The sequence below is a fragment of the Candidatus Nitrosotalea okcheonensis genome, from assembly GCF_900177045.1.
Classification (GTDB): domain Archaea; phylum Thermoproteota; class Nitrososphaeria; order Nitrososphaerales; family Nitrosopumilaceae; genus Nitrosotalea; species Nitrosotalea okcheonensis.
Window position 1 is genome coordinate 1,588,096 of the sequence record NZ_LT841358.1, and the last position, 21,867, is coordinate 1,609,962.

General features: G+C 40.0%; 25 protein-coding genes and 2 tRNA genes. 17 read left to right on the forward strand and 10 right to left on the reverse strand.

What is annotated here, in order from left to right; translation table 11 throughout:
- Positions 1–109 precede the first annotated feature (109 nt).
- Positions 110–997, reverse strand: a complete 888-nt coding sequence (locus tag BQ3481_RS09375) for a Fic family protein (RefSeq protein ID WP_157928022.1) — start codon at positions 995–997, stop codon at positions 110–112.
- A 293-nt stretch (positions 998–1,290) separates the two neighbouring features.
- Between BQ3481_RS09375 and BQ3481_RS09380 the strand changes: the two genes are divergently transcribed.
- Together BQ3481_RS09380 and BQ3481_RS09385 are read left to right on the forward strand one after the other, a co-directional pair.
- Positions 1,291–2,241, forward strand: a complete 951-nt coding sequence (locus tag BQ3481_RS09380; protein WP_157928023.1) for an ABC transporter ATP-binding protein — start codon at positions 1,291–1,293, stop codon at positions 2,239–2,241.
- Positions 2,213–2,974 carry an ABC transporter permease gene (locus tag BQ3481_RS09385; RefSeq protein ID WP_157928024.1) on the forward strand — a complete coding sequence of 254 codons (762 nt, stop codon included), beginning with the start codon at positions 2,213–2,215 and terminating at the stop codon, positions 2,972–2,974. The genes BQ3481_RS09380 and BQ3481_RS09385 overlap by 29 nt, the downstream gene beginning before the upstream one ends.
- On the opposite strand, the gene BQ3481_RS11785 is transcribed toward BQ3481_RS09385, so the two are convergent.
- Positions 2,930–3,319 (reverse strand): type II toxin-antitoxin system RelE/ParE family toxin, encoded by a 390-nt coding sequence (locus tag BQ3481_RS11785; RefSeq protein WP_157928025.1) that lies wholly within the window; start codon positions 3,317–3,319, stop codon positions 2,930–2,932. The genes BQ3481_RS09385 and BQ3481_RS11785 overlap by 45 nt on opposite strands.
- Positions 3,320–3,372: 53 nt before the next feature.
- Between BQ3481_RS11785 and BQ3481_RS09395 the strand changes: the two genes are divergently transcribed.
- From BQ3481_RS09395 to BQ3481_RS09405, 3 genes are all read left to right on the forward strand, one after another.
- Entirely contained in the window at positions 3,373–3,615 is a 243-nt protein-coding gene (locus BQ3481_RS09395) for a hypothetical protein (RefSeq protein ID WP_157928026.1), read from the forward strand.
- 102 nt (positions 3,616–3,717) lie between these two features.
- Positions 3,718–3,927: a type II toxin-antitoxin system HicB family antitoxin gene (locus tag BQ3481_RS09400; protein ID WP_157928027.1), complete on the forward strand. Its 210-nt coding sequence runs from the start codon at positions 3,718–3,720 to the stop codon at positions 3,925–3,927.
- Positions 3,928–3,980: 53 nt separating this feature from the next.
- Positions 3,981–4,142, forward strand: coding sequence for a type II toxin-antitoxin system HicA family toxin (locus BQ3481_RS09405; protein ID WP_320410695.1), 162 nt, complete (start codon positions 3,981–3,983; stop codon positions 4,140–4,142).
- 33 nt (positions 4,143–4,175) lie between these two features.
- Here the strand turns inward: BQ3481_RS09405 and BQ3481_RS09410 are convergent.
- Together BQ3481_RS09410 and BQ3481_RS09415 are read right to left on the reverse strand one after the other, a co-directional pair.
- A tRNA-Gln gene (locus BQ3481_RS09410) sits at positions 4,176–4,248 on the reverse strand.
- 177 nt (positions 4,249–4,425) lie between these two features.
- The gene (locus BQ3481_RS09415; RefSeq protein WP_157928028.1) at positions 4,426–4,845 is read right to left on the reverse strand and encodes a hypothetical protein; all 420 of its coding nucleotides are present in this window, start codon (positions 4,843–4,845) and stop codon (positions 4,426–4,428) included.
- A 669-nt stretch (positions 4,846–5,514) separates the two neighbouring features.
- Between BQ3481_RS09415 and BQ3481_RS09420 the strand changes: the two genes are divergently transcribed.
- The 9 genes from BQ3481_RS09420 to BQ3481_RS09455 all read left to right on the forward strand — a co-directional run bounded on the left by BQ3481_RS09420 (position 5,515) and on the right by BQ3481_RS09455 (position 18,065).
- Positions 5,515–6,807, forward strand: a complete 1,293-nt coding sequence (locus BQ3481_RS09420) for an NAD(P)/FAD-dependent oxidoreductase (RefSeq protein ID WP_157928029.1) — start codon at positions 5,515–5,517, stop codon at positions 6,805–6,807.
- A gap of 819 nt (positions 6,808–7,626) precedes the next feature.
- Complete coding sequence (locus tag BQ3481_RS09425; protein WP_157928030.1) at positions 7,627–12,960, forward strand: hypothetical protein; 5,334 nt, start codon at positions 7,627–7,629, stop codon at positions 12,958–12,960.
- A 563-nt stretch (positions 12,961–13,523) separates the two neighbouring features.
- On the forward strand, positions 13,524–13,673 hold the full coding sequence (locus BQ3481_RS09430) for a hypothetical protein (protein WP_157928031.1): 150 nt from the start codon (positions 13,524–13,526) through the stop codon (positions 13,671–13,673).
- A gap of 4 nt (positions 13,674–13,677) precedes the next feature.
- Positions 13,678–13,806: a hypothetical protein gene (locus tag BQ3481_RS11890; RefSeq protein WP_255408303.1), complete on the forward strand. Its 129-nt coding sequence runs from the start codon at positions 13,678–13,680 to the stop codon at positions 13,804–13,806.
- Between the two features lie 500 nt (positions 13,807–14,306).
- A complete protein-coding gene (locus BQ3481_RS09435; protein ID WP_157928032.1) occupies positions 14,307–14,615 on the forward strand; it encodes a heme transporter CcmC in 309 nt (102 codons plus the stop codon).
- A 2-nt stretch (positions 14,616–14,617) separates the two neighbouring features.
- Positions 14,618–15,043: a cupredoxin domain-containing protein gene (locus tag BQ3481_RS09440; RefSeq protein WP_157928033.1), complete on the forward strand. Its 426-nt coding sequence runs from the start codon at positions 14,618–14,620 to the stop codon at positions 15,041–15,043.
- A 55-nt stretch (positions 15,044–15,098) separates the two neighbouring features.
- A complete protein-coding gene (locus tag BQ3481_RS09445; RefSeq protein WP_157928034.1) occupies positions 15,099–16,640 on the forward strand; it encodes a cytochrome c oxidase subunit I in 1,542 nt (513 codons plus the stop codon).
- 1 nt (position 16,641) lies between these two features.
- The gene (locus BQ3481_RS09450; RefSeq protein ID WP_157928035.1) at positions 16,642–17,616 is read left to right on the forward strand and encodes a plastocyanin/azurin family copper-binding protein; all 975 of its coding nucleotides are present in this window, start codon (positions 16,642–16,644) and stop codon (positions 17,614–17,616) included.
- A gap of 2 nt (positions 17,617–17,618) precedes the next feature.
- Positions 17,619–18,065, forward strand: coding sequence for a COX15/CtaA family protein (locus BQ3481_RS09455; RefSeq protein WP_157928036.1), 447 nt, complete (start codon positions 17,619–17,621; stop codon positions 18,063–18,065).
- Here the strand turns inward: BQ3481_RS09455 and BQ3481_RS09460 are convergent.
- Positions 18,055–18,567 (reverse strand): hypothetical protein, encoded by a 513-nt coding sequence (locus BQ3481_RS09460; RefSeq protein ID WP_157928037.1) that lies wholly within the window; start codon positions 18,565–18,567, stop codon positions 18,055–18,057. The two genes, BQ3481_RS09455 and BQ3481_RS09460, sit on opposite strands and share 11 nt — an antisense overlap.
- A gap of 143 nt (positions 18,568–18,710) precedes the next feature.
- On the opposite strand from BQ3481_RS09460, the gene BQ3481_RS09465 reads away from it, so the two are divergent.
- Both BQ3481_RS09465 and BQ3481_RS09470 read left to right on the forward strand, forming a co-directional pair.
- Complete coding sequence (locus BQ3481_RS09465) at positions 18,711–19,316, forward strand: SRPBCC family protein (RefSeq protein ID WP_157928553.1); 606 nt, start codon at positions 18,711–18,713, stop codon at positions 19,314–19,316.
- A gap of 56 nt (positions 19,317–19,372) precedes the next feature.
- Positions 19,373–19,461: transfer RNA gene (locus BQ3481_RS09470), tRNA-Lys, on the forward strand.
- Positions 19,462–19,496: 35 nt separating this feature from the next.
- On the opposite strand, the gene BQ3481_RS09475 is transcribed toward BQ3481_RS09470, so the two are convergent.
- The 5 genes from BQ3481_RS09475 to BQ3481_RS09495 form a co-directional block, all read right to left on the reverse strand.
- On the reverse strand, positions 19,497–19,784 hold the full coding sequence (locus tag BQ3481_RS09475; protein WP_157928038.1) for a type II toxin-antitoxin system RelE/ParE family toxin: 288 nt from the start codon (positions 19,782–19,784) through the stop codon (positions 19,497–19,499).
- A 2-nt stretch (positions 19,785–19,786) separates the two neighbouring features.
- On the reverse strand, positions 19,787–19,993 hold the full coding sequence (locus tag BQ3481_RS09480; RefSeq protein WP_157928039.1) for a hypothetical protein: 207 nt from the start codon (positions 19,991–19,993) through the stop codon (positions 19,787–19,789).
- 458 nt (positions 19,994–20,451) lie between these two features.
- Positions 20,452–20,604 (reverse strand): hypothetical protein, encoded by a 153-nt coding sequence (locus BQ3481_RS09485; RefSeq protein ID WP_157928040.1) that lies wholly within the window; start codon positions 20,602–20,604, stop codon positions 20,452–20,454.
- A gap of 167 nt (positions 20,605–20,771) precedes the next feature.
- Positions 20,772–21,056 (reverse strand): hypothetical protein, encoded by a 285-nt coding sequence (locus BQ3481_RS09490; protein ID WP_157928041.1) that lies wholly within the window; start codon positions 21,054–21,056, stop codon positions 20,772–20,774.
- Positions 21,057–21,058: 2 nt separating this feature from the next.
- Positions 21,059–21,262 (reverse strand): hypothetical protein, encoded by a 204-nt coding sequence (locus BQ3481_RS09495; RefSeq protein ID WP_157928042.1) that lies wholly within the window; start codon positions 21,260–21,262, stop codon positions 21,059–21,061.
- Positions 21,263–21,443: 181 nt separating this feature from the next.
- Here BQ3481_RS09495 and BQ3481_RS11895 point away from each other — a divergent pair, with 181 nt between their 5' ends.
- The gene (locus tag BQ3481_RS11895) at positions 21,444–21,848 is read left to right on the forward strand and encodes a zinc ribbon domain-containing protein (RefSeq protein WP_157928554.1); all 405 of its coding nucleotides are present in this window, start codon (positions 21,444–21,446) and stop codon (positions 21,846–21,848) included.
- Positions 21,849–21,867: the final 19 nt, after the last annotated feature.

The following is a 21,867-nucleotide window of genomic DNA, read 5'->3' on the forward strand; positions in this document are numbered from 1 at the left end:
GACCGCAACCCTTCAATGCCGTTTATGTAGACCTTGCCGTTTGCAAAGAGGGAGTGAAAAAAGAGACTTGTGATCGTTTCAGTTCGAGTCTTTTATTGCTGGAAGAAACCTATCTGAGATATCTCTTGTGTTCCTTTATGTATCTCTTGATAAACCACTGTAGAAATATCCTGTCCTCTTTTTTTATGTGCGACCTTTCAAGTGCATTGTAATAACCACTTCTACTTTCATATGAAATATCTAACATGGGATATTTTTTCCTGTCCAGTATGAAATTCATGATTAGTCTTGAAACTCTACCGTTACCATCACCAAATGGGTGGATTGCAACAAATTTCAAATGTGAATATGCCGCAAGCTCTACTGGGTGCAATTTGTTTTTGTTTTTATTGTACCATTTGAAGAATTCTACTAGCATAGGGAAAACTTTCACAGGAGATGGTGGCATGAACTTGCTTCCTCCTATGGCTACCTGATAATTTCTGATCTTTCCTGCAATGCCTGTCTTGGTCTTGCTGAAGAGCTTCCAATGCCATTCTTGAACTTGATTCAAGGACAGATCTCTATCTGATTTTAGGATTTCAAAGAAAAGGTCTCTATGTGACTCTGCCTCTTGAACATCTCTCATTGGTTTGCTCTTTGGAGCGATACCTCTTTCCAGCAGGTCAAAGGTCTCTCTGCGGGTGAGTGTGGAACCCTCTATTTTTTGGGTATCATATGTAAAGTTGATTGCAAAATTCTCCAATTCCTTCTCTCGTACAAGTTTTGGCATCACCCTCCAGTTTTTTGCAAAATTTCTCTCGATTGTATCTATGTTATCATACCATTTTTTTCTGTATATGTCATCAAGAAAATCTTTCTTGATTTTTTCTATGTTTGCGGGAATCTTTTTTCCTAGGTAAACTTCTTTTGGTCGAACTTTTCCATTTTCTCTTATACTGTGATTTAGATAATAGTATGTTTGTCCTTTCAATATTTTCTTCTTTATTATTACCATGTGGTTAGTTACCCTTACATATTTATATATTTTCTAATTTTTCTTATAACGTATGGGTATCTTGAATGCTGAATAAATCTGGAATCTTGTAACTGCAAGATTCATTGTTGTTGGTGCCGTGGGTGGATATGTTCACAGTGGACCGTCGCTAAACTCGGAGGACCCAAGTCATAGCCATGCTTGTCTTCAAACCATCCGTGGATTAATTCCGACAAAGAACTTGCTTCCTACACTAAACTACGTGGTATCATCATATCTAGTACATAAATTAGTGAGAAAAATGACTGTTGAATATGTTTAGTATAGAGATAAACTCGCTTTCAAAATCATACGGTTCCTTCACTGCAGTGGATGGCATTGACCTAAAGGTGGAGAGTGGAAAGATCTTTGGATTCTTGGGTCCAAACGGTGCTGGCAAGACAACAACCATGAAGATGCTGACTACACTAATTCCTCCAAGTTCTGGAACTATGAACATCTTGGGAATTGATGGTACAAAATCACCACTTGAGATACGAAAAAAGATTGGGGTTGTACTCCAGCAGCCAAGCTACGAGCCTACGTTGAGTGTAGAAAAATCACTTGAGAAATATGGTATGATGTGGAATGTTGAGAAAAAAATACGAAAAAACAGAGTAGAAGAATTACTTGTCGCATTTGATCTTGTAGATATTAGAAAAAAGAAGAACGATGACCTGTCAATAGGCCAGAGGAGGAGAGTGCAGGTTGCACGTGAATTCATGCATGACATGGAACTTTTGTTTTTGGACGAGCCAACAGTGGGCCTTGACCCGTCTGCAAGAAGGAGCCTGCTTGATTTTATAAAATCAAAAGTAAAGGACGGGCTGACAATATTTTTTACTACGCATATTTTAGAAGAAGCTGAATACCTCTGTGATGATATCGCAATAATAAACAAGGGGAAGATAATTGCAGTGGACACACCTGATGAGCTAAAAAACAAGTTTGGCAGGCAAAAAACTATCAAGATACATGTCGGGACGCAACAAAACATCTCGTCTCTTTTGAGCAACATTGAAAACTGCACAATTGAACATGACTCGGGTGTTGTCATTACCATTCATTCTGGACAGTCAGAGCAGGTACTGCAGGATGTGCTGAAGATACTCGCATCAAATCACATTCCAGTAGAAGACCTCAGCGTGGTCCCAACAAGCTTGGAAGAGATATTTCTTTCAGTGGTGAAAAATTCTAATGAATCCAATAATTCGCCTGGTCAATAGGAACCTGACAATTTCCCTCAACATGGGATTTGTCATATGGCAGATTGTCTTTCCGCTGATCTACATCTTTGTTGCAGGCTTTGCATATACTGCACTAATCCACCAGGTTCCGTTCGGGGGAAGGACACTTGACTATCCTGCCTTTATTGCAACAGGGATGATTGGGTTTAACATAATGAACAGCACCCTGATTTCTGGGATAATAATCTGGAACGACAGGAGGCATGGAATGTTTGAGCAGATACTTGTAGGGCCGTTTACGCGTGCACAATACATCCTTTCAAATGTTTACACCATCGGAATAATCGGGCTTGTTTCTGCTGCAATGATAACTGCAGTGGGATATCCGCTCTTTTTCAAGCAGGCCCAGTTTAATGTACTTACCATACCGCTTGTTGTATTTGCATCAATTACAGGTTCCATACTGTTTGGCTCCATCGCATCAATCATATCAACTAGGCTAAAGTCAAGTGAGGGGTTTAATGTTGTAATCAATACGGCGTTTTTGTTCTTTGCATTTGTGAGCACTGCATTTTATCCTGCACAGGGAGCCCCGCCAATCTTGTCGTCTGCATTTTATCTCAACCCTCTGACATATCTTGTTGATGTGGTTCGCGCAGGAATATTTGGGTACTTTGATGGGATGGTTGCACAAGAGATGATAATACTTGGCGTTGGCGCTGCGATACTATTTGTGGTTGCAACAAAGATGCTGTCGAAACTGGAACTGTGAAATATTTCCAGCGCTGGAAAAAGATTTACTATAACCTGTCTCTGCCATACAAGTTCTTGTGGCCATCAAAATAGATAAACTAAGATTTTGCTCTGGCAACCACCTAAATATAAAAATGACAGAACTAGCGACATGTTCTTCTTGAAGACCTTTCCAGTTTCGATATAATGGCTTTCCATGTTTTGAAGGATCATCAAACTTTTCTATTTTTTTCTTAAAACCTTTGATCACTTGTGATTTACCTTGCATTTTCTTAATTTCCTCTCGATCTTTGATTGCAGGTTGCAGTGTTGGTAATGTGCTAGTATTATTAGCCCTAGTGCTAGAACTAAACATATTTGGCATTTTTTATCATCCTGGAATCTAACTTAAATTAGTCTTTGACGTATAATGGTACCATGCAGGTAAAAAGGCGCAGCAGCTTTTGGTTCTTGTTGCCAATCGTATTTAATGTAATTGGGGGAATAATTGCATTTTTTGTCATACGCGAAGATGACCCAAAAAAGGCTCGGAACTGTCTATACCTTGGGATAATGCTTTGTATCATACCTGTACTGTTGATTGTAATTCCAATACTTGTTGGAATTACGCTATTCCCGCATGTCAGTCCGCCTGTTTCATCTGGCATGCATTATGTGTAATGGTATCATCTTGGTTTGTACTTTTTATCTGATATTCTAAAACTTGGCAAATTTACATCTGGATAAAACATTTAAGTAAATAAAAGATCAAAATGAATCATTATGAAGTACCGAGTTTTGATACAGCAAGACGAAGATGGAATATTTGTGGCCAAGTGTCCATCATTACTTGGTTGTATATCGCAGGGAAGAACACGTGAAGAATCACTGGCTAACATTAAAGATGCAGTAAATGGATATCTACAAAGTCTAAAAAAACACAATGAGCCTCTTCCTCATATAGAAGAGAAACTTGTAGAAGTAAGTACCTAAAATTCCAGTAGTTTCTGCAATCAAAGTTATCAAGGCGCTAGCAAAGATTGGCTATGAAGCAGATCATCAAACTGGAAGTCATTATTTTAAGACACAGAAAAACACCACACAAAAGATTGACAGTTCCAAACCACCAGGAGATAGCCCGAGGTACTCTGAGGGCCATTATTGAAGAGGCTGGATTGACAGTTCAAGACTTTACAGATCTCTTGTGAGATTGATAGTGTTTCACATGAAATTCTAACAGATAGCCCGGCCCAGATTCGAACTGGGGTCAAGGGCTCCAAAGGCCCCTATGCTTGACCGCTACACTACCGGGCTTCTTTGGAATCTTGATTTGCGTTCCTTTATAATGTTACTTGGTACCCATTAGAATCTCATTAGAAGTACAATGAAATCTTTGATTCATGATGTGCTTATTGTTTAGTATCAGTCGGTTTACTGGTACTGTAAATTCTTGTGAACAGACCTAGAACAACCTTGCAATATCTGTACAGATCAAAGCTGTATACTCGAGCAGCTATTGGTATCTTTGTAGGGTTTTCTTTGCAGTATGGTAACAATTCCTATTGATAGTACTGCAGCTAGCTCAAAAAATATCCATGTCTCATGTGGGAATGACATCTGGTGGTTGTAAAATGGCACAAAGAGTGGAAACTTGGCATCTCCTGCAAATGTGTCAAAGGAAAGATGTGACAGTAACCCTGCAATGGCAGCAGCTCCAAGTAGGTAATTTCGTTTTCCAAATAATATCATCAGTACTATGACAGAAATTATCCCAAATGATATTGAATGGCTCATCCTGGATAGTGCGTCAAGATGTGTCAGTGCAATAAGATGATCCGAGTCAATTAGTACCGCAAAGAGACCCGCAAGTATTGTATACCTAAAACTCAGGCTTGCAGCGCCTGCAAACAATCCACATAATATGTGTCCTGATATTTCATGAAGATTCAGTCCGTATCTTTTCTAAAAAACATACAGAAGCATAATCGAGGAAAAAAAACTTGGGCAAAAACATGGACAAGCTACGATCAATACTTGAACATCCGAAGAAAAGTGACATTGCAAGGGCTGTAAGGACATCACGAGATGAAAGGTGGGCTCTCTGATACAAGTGTCTGTTTAATGTGATGATAAAAAATGGTTCTAATGCAAAGTTACTAAAATCTCATGTCGGGCATACTTGAAATGTCCCTAAGGCATGGACTGCATTTTTATGATTGTCTCTACATACATGTTGCCAAGAATACGTCTTCGACACTTGTTTCATCTGACCGCAAGCTTTTGGTTTCCGCTGGCAGGCAATGCCAAACAAAACATCTTGGAGATGTATAAAATTTCTTGTTACATGTTATGTAGGTCTTGTCGGGTAGACAAAACTCGATGAATAGAAAAAAAACAGTTGATGAATTTGAAAAAAAAGTACCTGAAATTAGTACTCTTGCCTTGCGGCAAAAAAGAGAAACATGGAGTTGAGCAAACAGAGATAAATCATATGTGAAATATCAATTGTAAAATCTTTGGATCTTTTGAGCATATATTTAGCAAAACATCTAATTCTCACGTTTATCTGACAGAAAATAATTGAAGTATGACATAACAATAATTGGCGCAGGTATACTTGGGACATCGATTGCATATTTTCTCTCACAAACAACAAAAAGCAAGGTACTGGTGCTTGACCAGGCACCAAAGGCAGGGTTTCACACAAGCTCACGAAACACAGGAAAAGTGCATGCACCGTTTCTCTATGACCCTGAAAAAAAGAGGATATTTGCAAAATCGGCACATCTAGGCTTTGAGATGTGGGAAACATATTGCAAACAAAAAAATCTCCCATTCAAAAAAGATGGGGTGCTCGAGGTTGCACTTGACGAGCCAGGAATCACAAGACTTGAAAAATACATGTTGTGGGGTGAGCAAAACGGACTGGAAAAAGACGATATCGTCTTGCTTGACGGTACTGATGTAAAGAAACTAGAGCCAGAGGTATCGTGCCAAAAGGCAATTTTTTGCAAAAGGGATGCATCGGTGGACTATGGCATCCTGACAGAATATGTCATGGAGGATGCAAAACAAAACGGCGCAACATTTCTGCTAAACACAAGGGCAGGGCATATTTCAGACAGGAAAGATTTTCTTGAAATAAAAACAAACCGCGATACCATAAAGACTGGCTTTCTAATCAATGCAGCAGGAGGCATGTCGATTGACATAGCACACCAGATGGGTGTAAGGACTGATCTTACCGACATTTATTTTCGAGGAGAGTACTGGAAGGCAGGACCTGAATATCAAAGTCTTACAAAGACAAGCGTATATTCCGTACCCAAGCACCCCGAGTACCCATTTCTAGACCCGCACTGGATTGTCCGCTCTGACGGAAGGTGCGAGGTTGGGCCAAATGCAGTGCCTGTCTTTAGTCCATATGGATATACTTTATCAGAAGACATGAAAAAAATGCCGTCCAAGGTACTTGAAATGCTTTCCTCTGGTGCTGCAAAAATATTATTTGATTCTCAGTTCATCTCGCTGGCTTTAGGAGAACTGTTGTCCTCACTATCGAAAACGGTAATGATAAACCAAGTAAGGGAATTTCTTCCAAAGGTAGACCCAAAAAAATTCAAAAAACGGGGAACTGCTGGAATTCGCGCATCAGTGATAGACAAGGACGGCAAGTTTGTACCAGATGTTGTAATTGCACAAGGCGAAAAATCATTTCACATATTAAATTACAATTCTCCTGGCGCGACAGGTGCTCTGCCGTTTGCAGTATATACAATATCTCAAATGAAAGACAGGGGCTTGGTAAAGATAGAACAAGACCGATGTGGGCAGTGGAGTTTTGAAAAAATATCTGAGATGCTGGGAAAATAATGCGCCAATTTCATAGGTGCAGATTTTTTGTTTAAATGCTGATTCGATATTTTTTATTATATCGTGATATATCATGATATAATCGAAGAATACAATGCAATCAAGCTTTTTCTAAAAAGATTAAAAATGATCTCAGAAAGCAGATTGACCACCTCTGGAGAAACCTATGAAACGTGATTGCCAGATTGTTGCAAATTATTCAAGAGGATGATTGACGGAAACAGTAGCATGACCGGGACAAACTTTGTTTCTAGTAAACACATTGCAAGAAAATGATATTGACGTTGTAATTGGCTCAAGATTTTTAGATTTTAAATTAAACACCCCAAGGGATCGGAAAAAGAGAAATTAAGATAATAACATCTGCTGTTAATTTTGGTGCAGACTTGGGTACGCAATGTCCAGTCTGGTTTTTTAGGTCCGACTCAAAGCACGAATAGAATCAATTCATCTTACGAGATTGGCACATCTGTATATGTACACTATTTGTATCTACAGAAATTTTACTCAAAATATCTAACAAGATCCTAGTTGTTACCAAGTCTCAATCATAGTATCTGCAATGGTGACATGCTTTACTGAGCATCCTTTATGTTACAGCAATTACATGGTTTCAATGGCTACATTAATTAGAGAAAAAACTGAAAGATCTGGTGGGATCAGCAAAAAAAGGACAATTTTGTAAGTTCTTTATTGTACCATGATATAATTTTCATAAATTTGTCTCATGATGTACAAATTACTCAATTCAACACAAAAAAATGAACAATTCGTCCATTATGCTTATATATCAATTTCCGGTCAAAAATTACAATAACTATGTACAACGAAACAATACGAAAAATAACTAGTCTAACACTATTAACAATACTTGTTGCAAGTAGTGCAGTCGTTGGAATGCCAAACGCATTACCACACGTACAAGCACAAACTTCAACAAACGCAAACTTGTTTGTCTCTGCAGAGAATTCTCAATTCAACAACTACTTTGCCGGTCCTCAAGTAATCCAAGTAGTCGTGGCTGATCCTAATATAAACAGATTAGACCAGGCTTATGGTGAACCTGTTGTAACCGTCAACGGTAAGAGACTGAGAATGGCTCAAGGCACAGACGGAAATTGGTATGCGTACTTTGCGGATAGAAATCAGGCAATTGCTGCCTCCAATACCCAATTGGGTATTACAGGTGAAGGCCTCAACTTTGGTGGATTCTGTGCCCCAACCAGCACCTTAGGTGGTGCACTTGGTGGACTATCCTTCTCGGATACAAAGGGATTCACCATCGCAAGAGGTGGCTTTGGCTCTACAAATCACACTGCAGGCACTCCAATTACCACAAGTAACTTGGGCGCTTGTAGTGATTCAGTTGGCACACTGACTACAAAGATGATGGAACATGTTGTGAGAGAAAACAAGACTCTCAACGGTAACCCATCCGGTTTTGGATCCAACAAGGCAATGACAGAATACGGCCAAATCTGGCCAGTAATTCAGCTCTATGATTTCTCGTCAATTCCATCAGCAGTAACAGTTGATTATCAAAAGAGCGGTGGCGACCAAATCGTCAACCTTACCTTTGACAGGATTCCATCGAATCTAATCACTACTACTGTAGACAGAAATGCCTATCCACAAAACTCTCAAGTCTTCGTTCAAGTAAACGATCCACAACTCAACATTGACCCAACAGAAGATGATTCATGGACATGGGGTACAAGTAGCACAAATAATACATTGTATTATCAGGCATTTACCCGAAACGGTGCAGTTGATGCAGACGGCACAGCCGGTATGCAGAACCTCATCGGTAACTTGACCACCTTTATGTTCAACCACAATGGAAAGCTCACATACACTCCAGCCGCACAAAGCGTCAGAGTGACTGACTTCCAGGCAAACGGTAAGATCATTTACACCGGCACTCAAAGAGGTGCCCCAGCTGCAGTCAGAACTGATTCAATTGGTGTTGGCTCGCAACCACTCACACTTAGTGAGCAAGGTGGTGTAAATACTGGTGTCTTTGGTACATGGGACGGTGGAAAGAAATCAAACATTGTAACAGTAGATTCACCAACAATAAGAGGCCAGTCTTCAGTTGTAAGATACAATGATATCTCTACAAGTATAGTAGGCGGTTTCTCATTTGCTTCATTGACACAGACTGCTCAGAATAATACCTGGGCATCTGGTCAGAGAATCCCGGTAACTCTAACTGACAATGATGATAACAAGAACGCCAAGATTAGCGAGCGAATGTTCATCTGGGATCCAACCTACAAGAGATCCACAGCAATGGTAATTGGAACTCCATTTACCTTATCTAGCGGCGGCGCAGCTGCCGAATCTGCAATCTTAGAAGGCAAAGTCAAGATGGCATTTACAACCATTCCAGGTCAAAGAACAATTACCTTTGGACATGGTGAAAATGCCACTGCAACTAACTTGCAAGAGGATGAATCATTTAGCGCAAGACCAATATTCAACTTCACAAATCATACTAGCGGAGCAGCAACTAAGATCAATTCTACAAGTGCACTCTTTGTCGATTTGAAGACAACCATGAATACCCTGCTAAAGACGATTCACAACACGAATCGTACAAATAACGCAGAAGGATTCAAGGGCTTCAACTTCTTCAATTATGACTTGAGATCATTCTCTAGTATTAACGGTGCAACTGGTGGTTCAATATCTAAAGTAGGTGTATACCTTGTATACAGTACTACTTCATTGACTAACAGTACTGGTCATCCATTGGGTACTCCATTGGCAATCTCTATTGCAAACTCGACATCATTGAAAGATTTCATCAATCTGAATAGTACAGATACTACAAAGATTGCAAATCCATCAATAATAAACGAAAACTTGTTTAGCAATATACCAAAGACTGCTAATATTGGACTGTTGATTAACTTCACTGTAAGTGGAGGATCATCAAAACTAAATACTAATGGTCAACCAATTGTAGCTGACTTCTTCTCCGTAGGTCTAATTGGCGACGGTACACAAAGCGCTCAAAGAATCAACAACGGCATCTACAGGTATGAACTTTCAGAGACAGGTGACAACACCGGAGTCTTTACAGGTACAAACCAGTATGTAATGCTAAACCAGTTGAACATCTTTGATCCAAATACCTACGCCAATTTAAGAACAATTGATCATGACGTGTTCTTCCCAGCTATCCAAGACATGCTCCAGGCAGAAGCCCGTGCTCCACAGGTCACATACTTGGACCTCGGACAAGATGGTGTGAATACACAGATATCTGCACAGCAAGATATCCCAACTCACACTGGTGTCATTTCATTTGATAGCAAGACATACAAGATAGGCGATACTGTGACAATTTCACTCAACGACCCAGACCTTAATGTTAACAACGATCTAATTGATATCTACACTGCAGTAACACCTGCAACCAATTCAAATGGTGCCATCTTACAGACTGCACAAGATAATGCAACCGATACAATCGGTAAAGCAAATCTAGGACAGTACTCTGATGGCAGCGCAATTGGAAGACTTGTAGATGTACAATTTGGTCAAGCTAACGTTAGATGGTCAAACAGCAAGATTAACAGTCTATTTACACCAGACAACACAGGTTCGTGCTTTAAAAACAGCACAGGATCATTTGTTGACTCTAACACTGGTACCACTGGCGGATTTGCAACAAGCTTGTCCGCCACTGGTTTCTCACTAGTTGAGACTGGTCCAGCAACAGGTATCTTTACTGGTACCTTTGAAATTCCAGACCAATTGTGCCAATCAGGTACTATAATCTCCTCAGTAGGTCAGAACATCAAGGTCAACTATGTTGACTTTAGAGACAACTCTGGCAAACTCGTAGAGGTTTCAGATAACTCTGGCATAAGAGGCAACACAGGTTCAGTCAAGTTGGACAAGGCAGTATACCCAGTACCATTTGGCAGCATACAAAATGCTGCCGGTACTACAGGTGACTTCCCAGCTACAACCAAGTCTGTAACCAGTGAATCAGGTGTATTCCCAATGCACAGAGATCTAACCGGCAATGGTCTAACCACTGCCAACACTCTGTCAAACGGTGATGTTATAATCCATATCAGAGTAAATGATCAGGACTTTAACACATCGCCAGTTGGTACTGATAAGATTGCACTAGGTGTCAATGATGTTAACCACGGCCCAGTAGCTGTACAGATCACAAGACAGAGCTCATCACTATTATTGGCAACAGCTGGAGGTCCAGCAGTATTCCCAGGTACAATCGTTAACCTGAACGGTACAGCCCTTCCGGCTATCGCAACAGGTAAAACTGATGCAACATGGGGTCCTGTGAGAGATCTTGGCCCAATGGTCGAGATTGCTCCAGATGCAGGAATCTTCCAAGCAGACTTGCCAATCAGATATACTGATGGTCCTCAAGGTACGGACTGTCCAAAAACAGAAACAGTATGGACTCCAACAGATGGAACTACTGGTACTGCTGAAGGGAACAGATTCCATACCCCACACGGATCTACAACTACTAGCACAGCAGGATTCTACTGTGTAAGACAAGGTGATGTTCTCACCGTAACCTACACAGACTTGAACGATGCTTCTGGTAATACACAAACTGTCACAGACTCTTCCACATTTGACTTACGAAACGGTGTACTACAATCAGACAAGTCCGTATACATCATCGGTTCAGACATGATTCTCACACTCGTGGAACCAGACTTGAACCTTGATTCACAGACTGCTGAAACCATCCCACTAGATGTAATCGAATGGGACTCACATGCCTTCAAGGGCACAATGGGTCTACTTGGTAAACAGTCATCATCATTTGATGCCAAGCCAGCTACATTTGTGGAGACAGGTAAGGACACAGGTATCTTCCAATCAGTAATTAAAGTTCCAAAACAATTGAACAATAACTTACTTGAGAGAGGAGAACAGATCACTCTAGAATACACTGACTGGGGTCCAGCAGGTTCCAAGGTAGTAGGTGCAAATAGCCAAGACATAGATCTTACTATTTACACATCCAACTTTGGTGCAACAGTTGAACTCGATCAGAAGGTGTACACCTGGACTGACCGTGTCTACATAACCGTAGTCGCACCAGATCACAACTTTGATCCAAACCTTATCGACACCATTGGTTCAACAAACGGTGACAAAGTCAGCGTTTCAACCAGAGGAAACAGCATCTCCAACTACAAGTTGGTCGAGACTGGAGTCGATACAGGTATCTTCACAGGTTACGTCATACTCACTGGTAACGCGAATGTAAAAGGTACCAGCGGTGTTGACGGTAATGGCTTGAACCCAACAGGTGCAGGTCCATCAGGAACAGGTCCAACAGACGGTTTCCTACCTTCTGAAGAACAGGACGGTGTATCAGTATCGTTTGAATTCACAAGAGATCAAACAGTTACTGGTTCAGCACTCATCCGATGGAACATTGGAGAAATCAAGTGGTTGCAGGCAAGCTACCCAGCCAACGGCCAGGGAGTATTGCAGATAGTAGACCCAGACATGAACCTTAATCCAAAGGCAGTCGACAAGTTCGACACCAACGTATGGTCTGACTCTGATTCTGGTGGTATCAAACTTACCATGACAGAGACAGGTGAAGCAACAGGTATCTTCCAAGGTACAGTGTACTTTACTACAAACTTCCAGTCCTCTGGAAACAGACTCCACGTTGCTGAAGGCGATACAGTTACAGGCGAATACAATGATAGAACATTGCCTCCGCCATACACCTCAGCTGATCAATTGAGATTGACCTCGACAACATTCATTGGAACAGTTGTGCCACCGCTTGAAAGAGCACCGGCATCAAACCCAAGAATCGTTGACTCGTTTGGCAATGCAATCACTGGTGCAGTAAAGACAGGCCAGCAAGTACAAGTTACTGCTGACTTGGCAAACGGCCAGAGCAAAGATCAGCCATTTGCATACTTGGTACAAATACAAGATGCTAACGGTGTGACAGTATCACTCTCCTGGATCACAGGTACATTGACTGCAGGTCAATCGCTCAATCCGGCACAATCTTGGACTCCAACTGCTTCTGGTACATACACAGCTCAAATCTTTGTATGGCAGAGCATTGACAATCCAAACGCATTGTCGCCGCCTTTGACAACTACAATCAACGTAGCATAGACTAGTCTAAACCAAAACTAACTTTCCCTCTTTTTCCTTTTTATCTTAGAAAAATACCTAACGGCAGTTAAGGTATCTAGTTTCGGGTATGATTGAATAAATTTTCAAAAAATTAGTTCGTACGTATCATGCATTCATCCAAGACAAATAACTTTGCACAAATTGTCTTGTACGGGATTTTCAAAATGTCTCTTTTACCATGTGTCGTGTTTGCAATTCTTTTCATTTTTTCATGTGATGCATATACAGAAACGCAACCTGGTAATCATGCATAATTTTCTATTACAAATAATTTCATAGAAATAAATTCTACAAAAGAAGACAAGGTTCAGTCTATACAAATTTCCGGTCCCTCTTGTTTGATGTTGTAAGACACTTGGATCAAAACGGAAATTTCTTGTCATTTTCAATCCCGAGAAAACATGAATTACAAAACATATACAAGGACCTGGAGGTTGCAAAGGCTTCACACATGGTACAGTGTTCATCTATCCAAGTTTTATTCAGGCAGCATATGAAGAGGGAGATTTCTATGACTATTACCGCAAAAATTGTGATTCAAGTTGTCTCACAGTACCAATACCAACAAGTGTAAACGGTTCCAGTCTTCAAGCATTATTGGCGCATGGGTTCTCAAACTAAATTATTCATATGTAAAAGACCACGACGTTGACAAGAATCCTAATATCCTAAAACAGTACAAGATGGGTTAATAGTTTGCACAATGAATATGTAACAAAAAAAGAATTCGATGCAATAACCAGTCATCCCGATGTGATATTTTTGTATCCTGATGCACTTTATGCCCAAGTCCGGACAAACTATGACATGGTATCATTACTCTAATACGTGGTCATGGTTATTCAGATTCAGCAATTGGAAACGGGTTTGACTGAAAGTGTGACAATTCAAGATACGAATATGACATTGACTGTAACAACTGGAATATTTACAGGTCAGGAAACTATTCAATGCTAAACCGCTATCCAGGGTTTGTCATTTTACATGACACACAACTAGTACATCTGATACGGGACAAATCCTGCTTGTTTATCAGACTATCTGATACTTGGTCAAAACCCTTTAACAATGATTCAAATGCCATGGCAAAATTGCCAAGCAATTGTGTATCCATAGAACACACGTACCATGCTGAGTTCACATTGGTGCAGTTTTGGTTATAAATGGTGAAATTTCACAAACTGATTTTTCTACCATGTATCCTTACCACAAAAACCTGCTTGATCGAAATTCCAAAGTTTTTCTTCAAAATAAAAAGCAAGCATAGATCACTGACAATCTACAAAACGCTTAAATAGAAAATTAAATCCACGTCAAAATAGCAAATGAAGAAAGTCATTGCTGTTTCAATTATTGCATTAATCGCACTAGTGCTTGTTCCACAGATTCACTTTGTAAATGCTCAACTAGGTACAGACAAGTCTGCAAAGCAATACATCAACCTAAGGGCTGAGGTGTGGAATGAGTTCTTTAGAATGACAACTGCCGCCTTTACAGTAGGTGCAGTGGTATCAGGTACTCTGATCTGGCTTGTCTGGAGATTTCGTGAGTCACATCCAAAGAACAAGAATCCTACCAGATGGGAGAAATTAGATGATCCAACAGCTGGTAACTATGAAAAGGAGAGCCATTAGAGATGGGTCATGATACAGCAGAATGGGTATTTGTTGGTGTAGTAATTGCAATTCTAGTTTACGTTGGTGTTGATTCTTGGATTGTACAAAAAGAGATAGAAGAGGTTCCTGCAGATGCTGAAACAATCAAGGTTATAGCTCAGCAGTGGTTCTGGAGCTTTGAGCATGCTGATGGAACAAAGGAAATAAGCACATTACACCTAAAGAAAGGGCACGCGTATAAATTTGAGATTTATTCAAAAGATGTAATGCACTCTTTTAATATCCCGGACTGGGTGGTCTTTGAAGATGCAGTGCCTGGTCATGTAAACCACGCATGGTTTGCACCAGATCAAACAGGAGAATTCCCAATTCAGTGCAGAGAATATTGTGGCTTGTTGCATTACAATATGAGGGGTTCATTAATAGTGGAGGATAACAAGCCTTGAAAATCATCAAAAACGTTTTATTTACTCATATATCAAATGAAACAGGGGAATTGACATGGTACTAGAACTAAAGAAGCCACGTCCAGTCTGGCAAATAATGTTCTCAACCCACCACACTGATGTGGGTTTGTTGTATACCATTACAGGCCTTGCATTCTTGTTCATGGCAGGAGTCTTGGCAATGATGATAAGGACACACTTGTTCTTCCCAGGTCAAAATGTCCTGATTTCTGATTCTGTAACATTTAACAGAATATTCACAGTTCACGGTCTCACAATGTTATTCTTGTTTGCACTTCCAGTTGCTAACGGAGTTGGTAACTATCTAGTTCCACTCATGGTACGATACAAAGACATGGCATATCCAAAATTAAATGCAATAGCATTTTGGATGAATCCAATCGGTGGTGCATTACTATGGCTTGGATTCTCAGATACCTCGTGGGTATCATACGCACCATATTCAGTTATTCGAGCACCTGGACCTGCAGCAGACATGATGATATTTGGTCTCAAGATTCTTGGCATCTCGTCAATTTTGTCTTCAATTAATTTCATAGTTACAATTCTCAAATGTAAGCATCCGGACTTGCCATTGCGCAGGGTACCGCTCTTTGCATGGTCAATGATGACTGTATCTTTAATGACACTTGTTGCCATGCCGTCTTATGCTGCAGCGCTTATCATGTTGCTTACAGACAGACTGGGTGTATCTGGATTCTTCAATCCAACAGCTGGAGGAGATCCAATTGCATATTTGCACTTGTTCTGGTTTACATTCCATCCTGAAGTGTATATTTTCTTGTTGCCGTCTATAGGAATGATGTATGAAATAATTCCGAGGTTTTCACGCAAGCCCCTGTACAGTCAGGGCAGTGGTGTGTTTGCATTTGTAATGCTTGGCCTGATTGGCTTTGCATCTTGGGGTCATCACATGTATTCAACAGGTATGGACTTTACAACCAAGGTCGTATTCATGATCGGAACTTTAGCTGCAGTACCAGCATCTGGCATGCACGTATTTAATTTCCTTGCCACCATGTGGGGAGGTAGAATAAGATTTGCCGCACCCATGAAATTTGCAGTAGGTGGAATTGCACTATTCTTCTCTGCAGGTGCTGGTGGTGTGCTCAACTCTGCAATGCCACTTGACTTTATCAGCCATGGAACTTATTGGGTAGTAGGACACATGCACTTGTTCCTTACAGGTACAATTGCCTTTGGCTTTGTTGGCATGATATACTACATGTTCCCACTGATTACAGGAAGAATGTACAGCGAAAAACTGGCAAACATCCACTTTGTAGGAATGTTGTGGGGTTCTGTCCAAGTCTTCTTTACACAACACTTGCTTGGACTTGAAGGAATGCCAAGAAGAATTTATGATTATCCAGCAGAATATACATCATGGACACAGCTTAACCAGATTGCAACAATAGGTGCTTGGATTCTAGGAGCAAGCTTTGTAGCATTCTTGATCAACTTGATTTACTACTCTGCAAAGGGCAAAGAAGCAAACATGGACGATCCATTTGGTATAGGTGGCAAGTATTACTATCCTTATCAGGCCAAGAACCCGCATCACGTAGGATATTGACATGAGCCACACCGAACACGAGGATCCAATACTTAGAACAAGCCCTGCTAGAGTAGGCAAAATGCTTGCAATCTTGTTGGGGATCATGATAATCGGTGGAGCTATATTTTTCCTAAATTATGGTTATTGGAATTCATATCTTCCAACTGCCGGAAAGATCCAGGAATCATTAGGTAAGAGTGCAGCACCTGGTCAAGGTCAAGTGACAGGTAAAACCATCAACGTGAACTTGTCATTTGTAGAGTCTCCAGACTTCAAGGTGTATGCCTTTAACACTGTGTCATTATCTGATCCTAATCATAATCCAACAATTAATGCCAATGTAGGTGATAAAATTGAATTTGATGTGAAGAACGCCGGCAAATCATTTCATGCATTTGCAATAACTACTTCTACTAGCGGACCAGGTCCTGCTATTGACGGGACAACAATTGGAACAGCTGACGACCCCATGAAACCGGGTTCATCTGGTAAAGTATCATTTGTTCCATCCCAAGCTGGTACATATTATTACATTTGTGCAGTACCTGGGCACAGAGAATTAGGAATGGAAGGTAAGATAATAGTAGCAGCAGGTACTGCTGCCCCCTCTGGTGCTGCAGTAAAACCAACTGGAAACAAGGTAGAATTTACAGTGAGTTTTGTTATGAGTGCAGACTTTAAGCAATATGCATTTGATGCATTGCCAGGACAAGCGGGTACCAATCCAGATATAAAAGTAAAATCGGGTGATACTGTAACAATCCATGTGAAAAATGATAGCAAGTCATTTCATGCATTTGGAGTTGTAACCGATCCAAACGATCCATCAAGCGTATTGTGGGATTCTGCATTTGGAACGCCTGACAATCCATTAAAGCCTGGTCAAAGCGGTGATGTTACATTTGTAGCAGGTGCACCGGGAACTTATCACTATATCTGTACCGTTCCTGGACATGCAGCACTTGGAATGGATGCTAAATTCATAGTAGAGTAATAATGTACTTCAAGTATCTAGCACTTGCTTCCCTTGTAATCTTGTATTCACTAATGTTCATTGGTGGATATCTTCAAGCAAGTGGACAAGGGCTGACATGTCCAGAATGGCCTCTCTGTCCAAGTGGCATTCTTCCCTCTGCAGAATTTCTAACAGAATGGATACACAGATTCATTGCAGCTACAACAGGAGTCTTGATAGTTGCAACTGCAGTAGGTGCATGGAAGACAAGAGGTTCGCACAAGAAACTCAAGACCACTGCTACTCTTGCAGGAATATTTGCAGTAACACAGATAGCTCTTGGAGCCATAGTGATTGATACAAAACTTCATGCTGTGATAGTTGCAATCCATAATGGTGTTGGAATCTTGCTTTTTGCAATGACATTGCTTACTGTATTGTTTGCATTCAGGATTGCACGCGGCCAAAAGATTGAGACTAGTGCTTAGGTTTTACTTTTTTTCTTGTGATCCATGCCCACACAACTATTACAATAAATGCAATTCCGCCTGATGATATGATGTATGGAAATATGTTGCCAAATACGTTGAGAACGGTAATGTTGTATGTAAACGTCAGAGTCTTACCATTTGGACCAACATCATATAGGTCGACATCAACTACATGATTTCCTGTTTCATGAAATGTATATTCTGTTGACCATTCTCCCTTGCTGAAACTTTGCACTGGAATTGTTCCTACAAGTTGATCGTTGTAATAGATCCTCACGCCCATCCTAAAACCGCTTACCTCACTAATCTGAGTGTTAAACGAATTCCAGATGTCTGAAGCTGACTGGTGATTTAATACCCTGAAACTCAACTTGAATGGATGGTTAGCTTCTGGTATCTCTGGGTCGGTGGCTACCTGGACTTCATAGTTGCCTATTGTCTGATCGTCAGAGTTTAGATTGTTGTGGGCACTGGCATAATTTACTGTTGGAAACATCAAAAAAATAATAGGCAACAAAGCCAGCAGATGAATCTTGGTCAACGTTATACCTATAACCATTATTTCTTTAATATACTGTTACGACGCTCGATCTGTGAAAATTAACAAAAGCTTTAAATCAAGTTCGAAGAAAATTGCAAATGATGACTACAGTTAGCAAGACAATTGACATCAAAGAAAAAACTTTGAATGTTTTCACGTACTTTGCAAGACCTGAACACATTTCTGATCAATTCATAGAGAGCGAAGAGAGAGTGGGAATGACAGTAGTTCCTATGGACGTAAAGGCAGGGATGGGAGTAGGTACAACATTTAGAGTAATTGGTGACTTTGATGGTAAGAGACTAGAGTGGGATTGTGAAACAACTGAATTCATTCCAGAAAGAAAGGTTGCTGCTAAAATGATCAAAGGACCATTTAAGAAATGGGAAATTGCAGTTGATTTTCAGGAACTCGGTGAAAAAGAAACACGAGTTACCATGACTGTAAAATATGACATGCCATTTGGCCCATTGGGTGCAATTATGGACAAGGCAAAGTTTGCAAAGATAGCAGAAAAGGGAATGGAAACTGCTCTATACAGAGTACGAGGTCTGTTGGAAGGCAACGGCTCAATTCCTGTGTATATCACACTTGATGCATACAGAAAACTCTTGGCAGAAAAAGAAAAAATGAACAATGCTCCAGTCTCTACTGTACTTACAAAAATACTAGAGAAATACTCTCAAGTAGAACAAGTAAAAAACTAAAATCATTTTCTTTTTGACTCAGTTTAAATAACGAGCTTTGCGTGAGCTTCTTTACCGGGTCTATGGCTCAGCCAGGTAGAGCGAGGGACTCTTATGATCTTTCAGAGATATCCCTATGTCGTGGGTTCAAATCCCACTAGACCCGCCTGATTTCAATTTTCTCAAATCTCACGGATTGGATTAACTTCTGTTGTCTCTGCCATAAAGATTCTTGTGGTCGTCCAAGTCAATCAGCTTCACCAAATTTTGGTCAGGATAGTAAGTGTAAAGCAAGCTGTGATTTTTAGTAAGGTGGATAGCATAACAATTTCTTAACACGCCATGTTTTCGTTCGCCAATGGATCTTGGATCCTGTGCCATTTTCAATTCTTCCAAAATTCGAAAATATCCATCAATTACAGCTTTATCAGATCTGAATTTCCTCAATTTTTTATCTATCGTGCCGTCCCGTGCTTCTACCTTGTGCAAGCTTATTCTTCTAAAACTTGTTTGACATGCTTGATATATTCATCGAAATTGTCATATCTGACCAATTTTTCTTTTCCAGTCGCTATGTCGTCTAATACCTTTTCTACTTTTGGCGACAACTCAGTTTTTGGCAATTTTTTTATAATTTTTTTTGAAAGTTCACGTCCGTTTTCGTCCATTACAGGCCTTTTCCTTCCTGCCTTCTGCATATGTTAACTAGTACTAACTTCTTATTATTGGTATTCGTGATTTAAATATGCAATCTGTCACAGATTTCCTACCGATCTGCTCGTGGCTGGAACCTGAAATGAACTATACGTACTGAATCCCACTAGACAAGCCTTCACTGTGGTTTCAAATCCTGTTATGACTGAGATTAACTTCTGTTATCTCTCCCGTGGAGATTTTTGTGGTCATCCAAGTCAATTAGTTAGACTGTCTGTTTTTGAGTGTCAACATAATAGATTAAACTATGAGACTTTGTGAGATGTTTCCCAAAACAATTTTGAAACCTACCATGCTTGAGTTCTCCCAAAAATCGTGGATCGTCAGCAGTTTTCAATTCCTCGATAAATAGTTTATAGTTCTTGATTAGCGGTTGGTTACTTTTGAACTTCTTAAGCTTCTTATCTAGAGTATCATCAACAGGTTGAACTGACCACAAGATTTAATCTTTTAATACTTCGTCAATATGTTTTATGTATTCTTCTGGTGTATACTTTTTGCCGGTAATTCTTCCAGATTCGATTCTACTTACCTTCTCCTCGATCTCAGGAGAGAGTTCGGGCATCTCTTTTGGTTTCTTTGTAGAAGACTGCATGTACTAACTAGTACTAACTTCTTATTATTACTATTCGTGGTATGAATATGATTTAGGGAGGGAATAGAGCTACAAATGAGAGATGGATGGAACCTAGAATGAACTTTATGGTTGCGGATCCCACTAGACCCGCTGAATTTTGAATTCCTAACTCCGGTTGTAATTAATTAGCTCCTGTTGTCTCTGCCATAGAGATTCTTGTGATCGTCCAAGTCTACCAGTATGACAATATCCTCTTTTGGAATATACATGTAAACTAAACTATGATTTTTTGTTAGATGTATACCATAACAGTTAGCATACAATCCATGTTTGCGTTCTCCTATCGTAGTAGGGTCTGGTACAGTTTTTATCTCTTTTAATGCTCGCAAAAAACCTTCTATTATGGCCTTATCGGATCTGAATTTTTTTAGCTTCTTTTTTGTTTTTTCTGATACATCAACAAAACGCAAGTTTATTCTTCAAGAATCTTATCTACATGTTCTATATATTCATCAAAAGTATATCTGGAAAGTTTTTCTTTACCTTCCAAGATTCTCTTAATAGTTTCGTCTAGATCTGGACTTAATTCACTTTTTGGCAGTTTTTTGATAGCCTTTTTCGAAAGCTCGTATCCATTTGCATCAATTACAGGTCTTTTCTTTTCTGCCTTCTGCATGTACTAACTAGTACTAACTTCTTATTATTGGTATTCTAGCTATAAATACGAATTCTGGCACATTTATCCTTGAAAAATGTCTAGCGGAACCTAGAATGAACTTTATGGTAGCGGATCCCATTAGAGCCATCATCAAAAAGTATTATCGTACTAGAAGATCTAAAAGGAATCAGAAAATTATATCACAAAGGCCAACGGTCAGGGAACAAAATACAGAAGAAGATTAAACTCGTGGTCGTTCTATGAACTGCAAAGGCAGATACAATACAAGGCAGAATGGGAAGGAATTCCTGTTGGTTTCATAGATCCTAAACGCACAAGCCAACTCTGTCCAACATGCGGAGGTAGACTCCAAGAGGACAGGTTTCAACTTCGAAAATTATCGTGCATTAATTGTAAGAGAACGATGGACAGGGATGTAATTGCATCCATGAACATATCTTACAAGGGGTGGAGTAGGTTTTGCCATCCCAGAGGGCTTTCAGAAGAAGCAGTGAACGGGAATCTGGAATATATTCAGCCAGTAATCCTGCAAGTGGCTGTTGCAAGTTGTCTGTCTGATGTAATGTATGTCATATTCCATTAATGTGTCCATTATAACGGAC

Excerpts from the sequence above, each read along its gene's own strand:
- BQ3481_RS09455 (WP_157928036.1), top strand. The coding sequence starts at position 17,619 with ATGTACTTCAAGTATCTAGCACTTGCTTCCCTTGTAATCTTGTATTCA.
- BQ3481_RS09445 (WP_157928034.1), top strand. The coding sequence starts at position 15,099 with ATGGTACTAGAACTAAAGAAGCCACGTCCAGTCTGGCAAATAATGTTC.
- BQ3481_RS09495 (WP_157928042.1), bottom strand. The coding sequence starts at position 21,262 with ATGCAGAAGGCAGAAAAGAAAAGACCTGTAATTGATGCAAATGGATAC.
- BQ3481_RS09395 (WP_157928026.1), top strand. The coding sequence starts at position 3,373 with ATGCAGGTAAAAAGGCGCAGCAGCTTTTGGTTCTTGTTGCCAATCGTA.
- BQ3481_RS09450 (WP_157928035.1), top strand. The coding sequence starts at position 16,642 with ATGAGCCACACCGAACACGAGGATCCAATACTTAGAACAAGCCCTGCT.
- BQ3481_RS09400 (WP_157928027.1), top strand. The coding sequence starts at position 3,718 with ATGAAGTACCGAGTTTTGATACAGCAAGACGAAGATGGAATATTTGTG.
- BQ3481_RS09380 (WP_157928023.1), top strand. The coding sequence starts at position 1,291 with ATGTTTAGTATAGAGATAAACTCGCTTTCAAAATCATACGGTTCCTTC.
- BQ3481_RS09465 (WP_157928553.1), top strand. The coding sequence starts at position 18,711 with ATGACTACAGTTAGCAAGACAATTGACATCAAAGAAAAAACTTTGAAT.
- BQ3481_RS11785 (WP_157928025.1), bottom strand. The coding sequence starts at position 3,319 with ATGCCAAATATGTTTAGTTCTAGCACTAGGGCTAATAATACTAGCACA.
- BQ3481_RS09440 (WP_157928033.1), top strand. The coding sequence starts at position 14,618 with ATGGGTCATGATACAGCAGAATGGGTATTTGTTGGTGTAGTAATTGCA.
- BQ3481_RS09435 (WP_157928032.1), top strand. The coding sequence starts at position 14,307 with ATGAAGAAAGTCATTGCTGTTTCAATTATTGCATTAATCGCACTAGTG.
- BQ3481_RS09480 (WP_157928039.1), bottom strand. The coding sequence starts at position 19,993 with ATGCAGAAGGCAGGAAGGAAAAGGCCTGTAATGGACGAAAACGGACGT.
- BQ3481_RS09425 (WP_157928030.1), top strand. The coding sequence starts at position 7,627 with ATGTACAACGAAACAATACGAAAAATAACTAGTCTAACACTATTAACA.
- BQ3481_RS09485 (WP_157928040.1), bottom strand. The coding sequence starts at position 20,604 with ATGCAGTCTTCTACAAAGAAACCAAAAGAGATGCCCGAACTCTCTCCT.
- BQ3481_RS09375 (WP_157928022.1), bottom strand. The coding sequence starts at position 997 with ATGGTAATAATAAAGAAGAAAATATTGAAAGGACAAACATACTATTAT.
- BQ3481_RS09405 (WP_320410695.1), top strand. The coding sequence starts at position 3,981 with ATGAAGCAGATCATCAAACTGGAAGTCATTATTTTAAGACACAGAAAA.
- BQ3481_RS09385 (WP_157928024.1), top strand. The coding sequence starts at position 2,213 with ATGAATCCAATAATTCGCCTGGTCAATAGGAACCTGACAATTTCCCTC.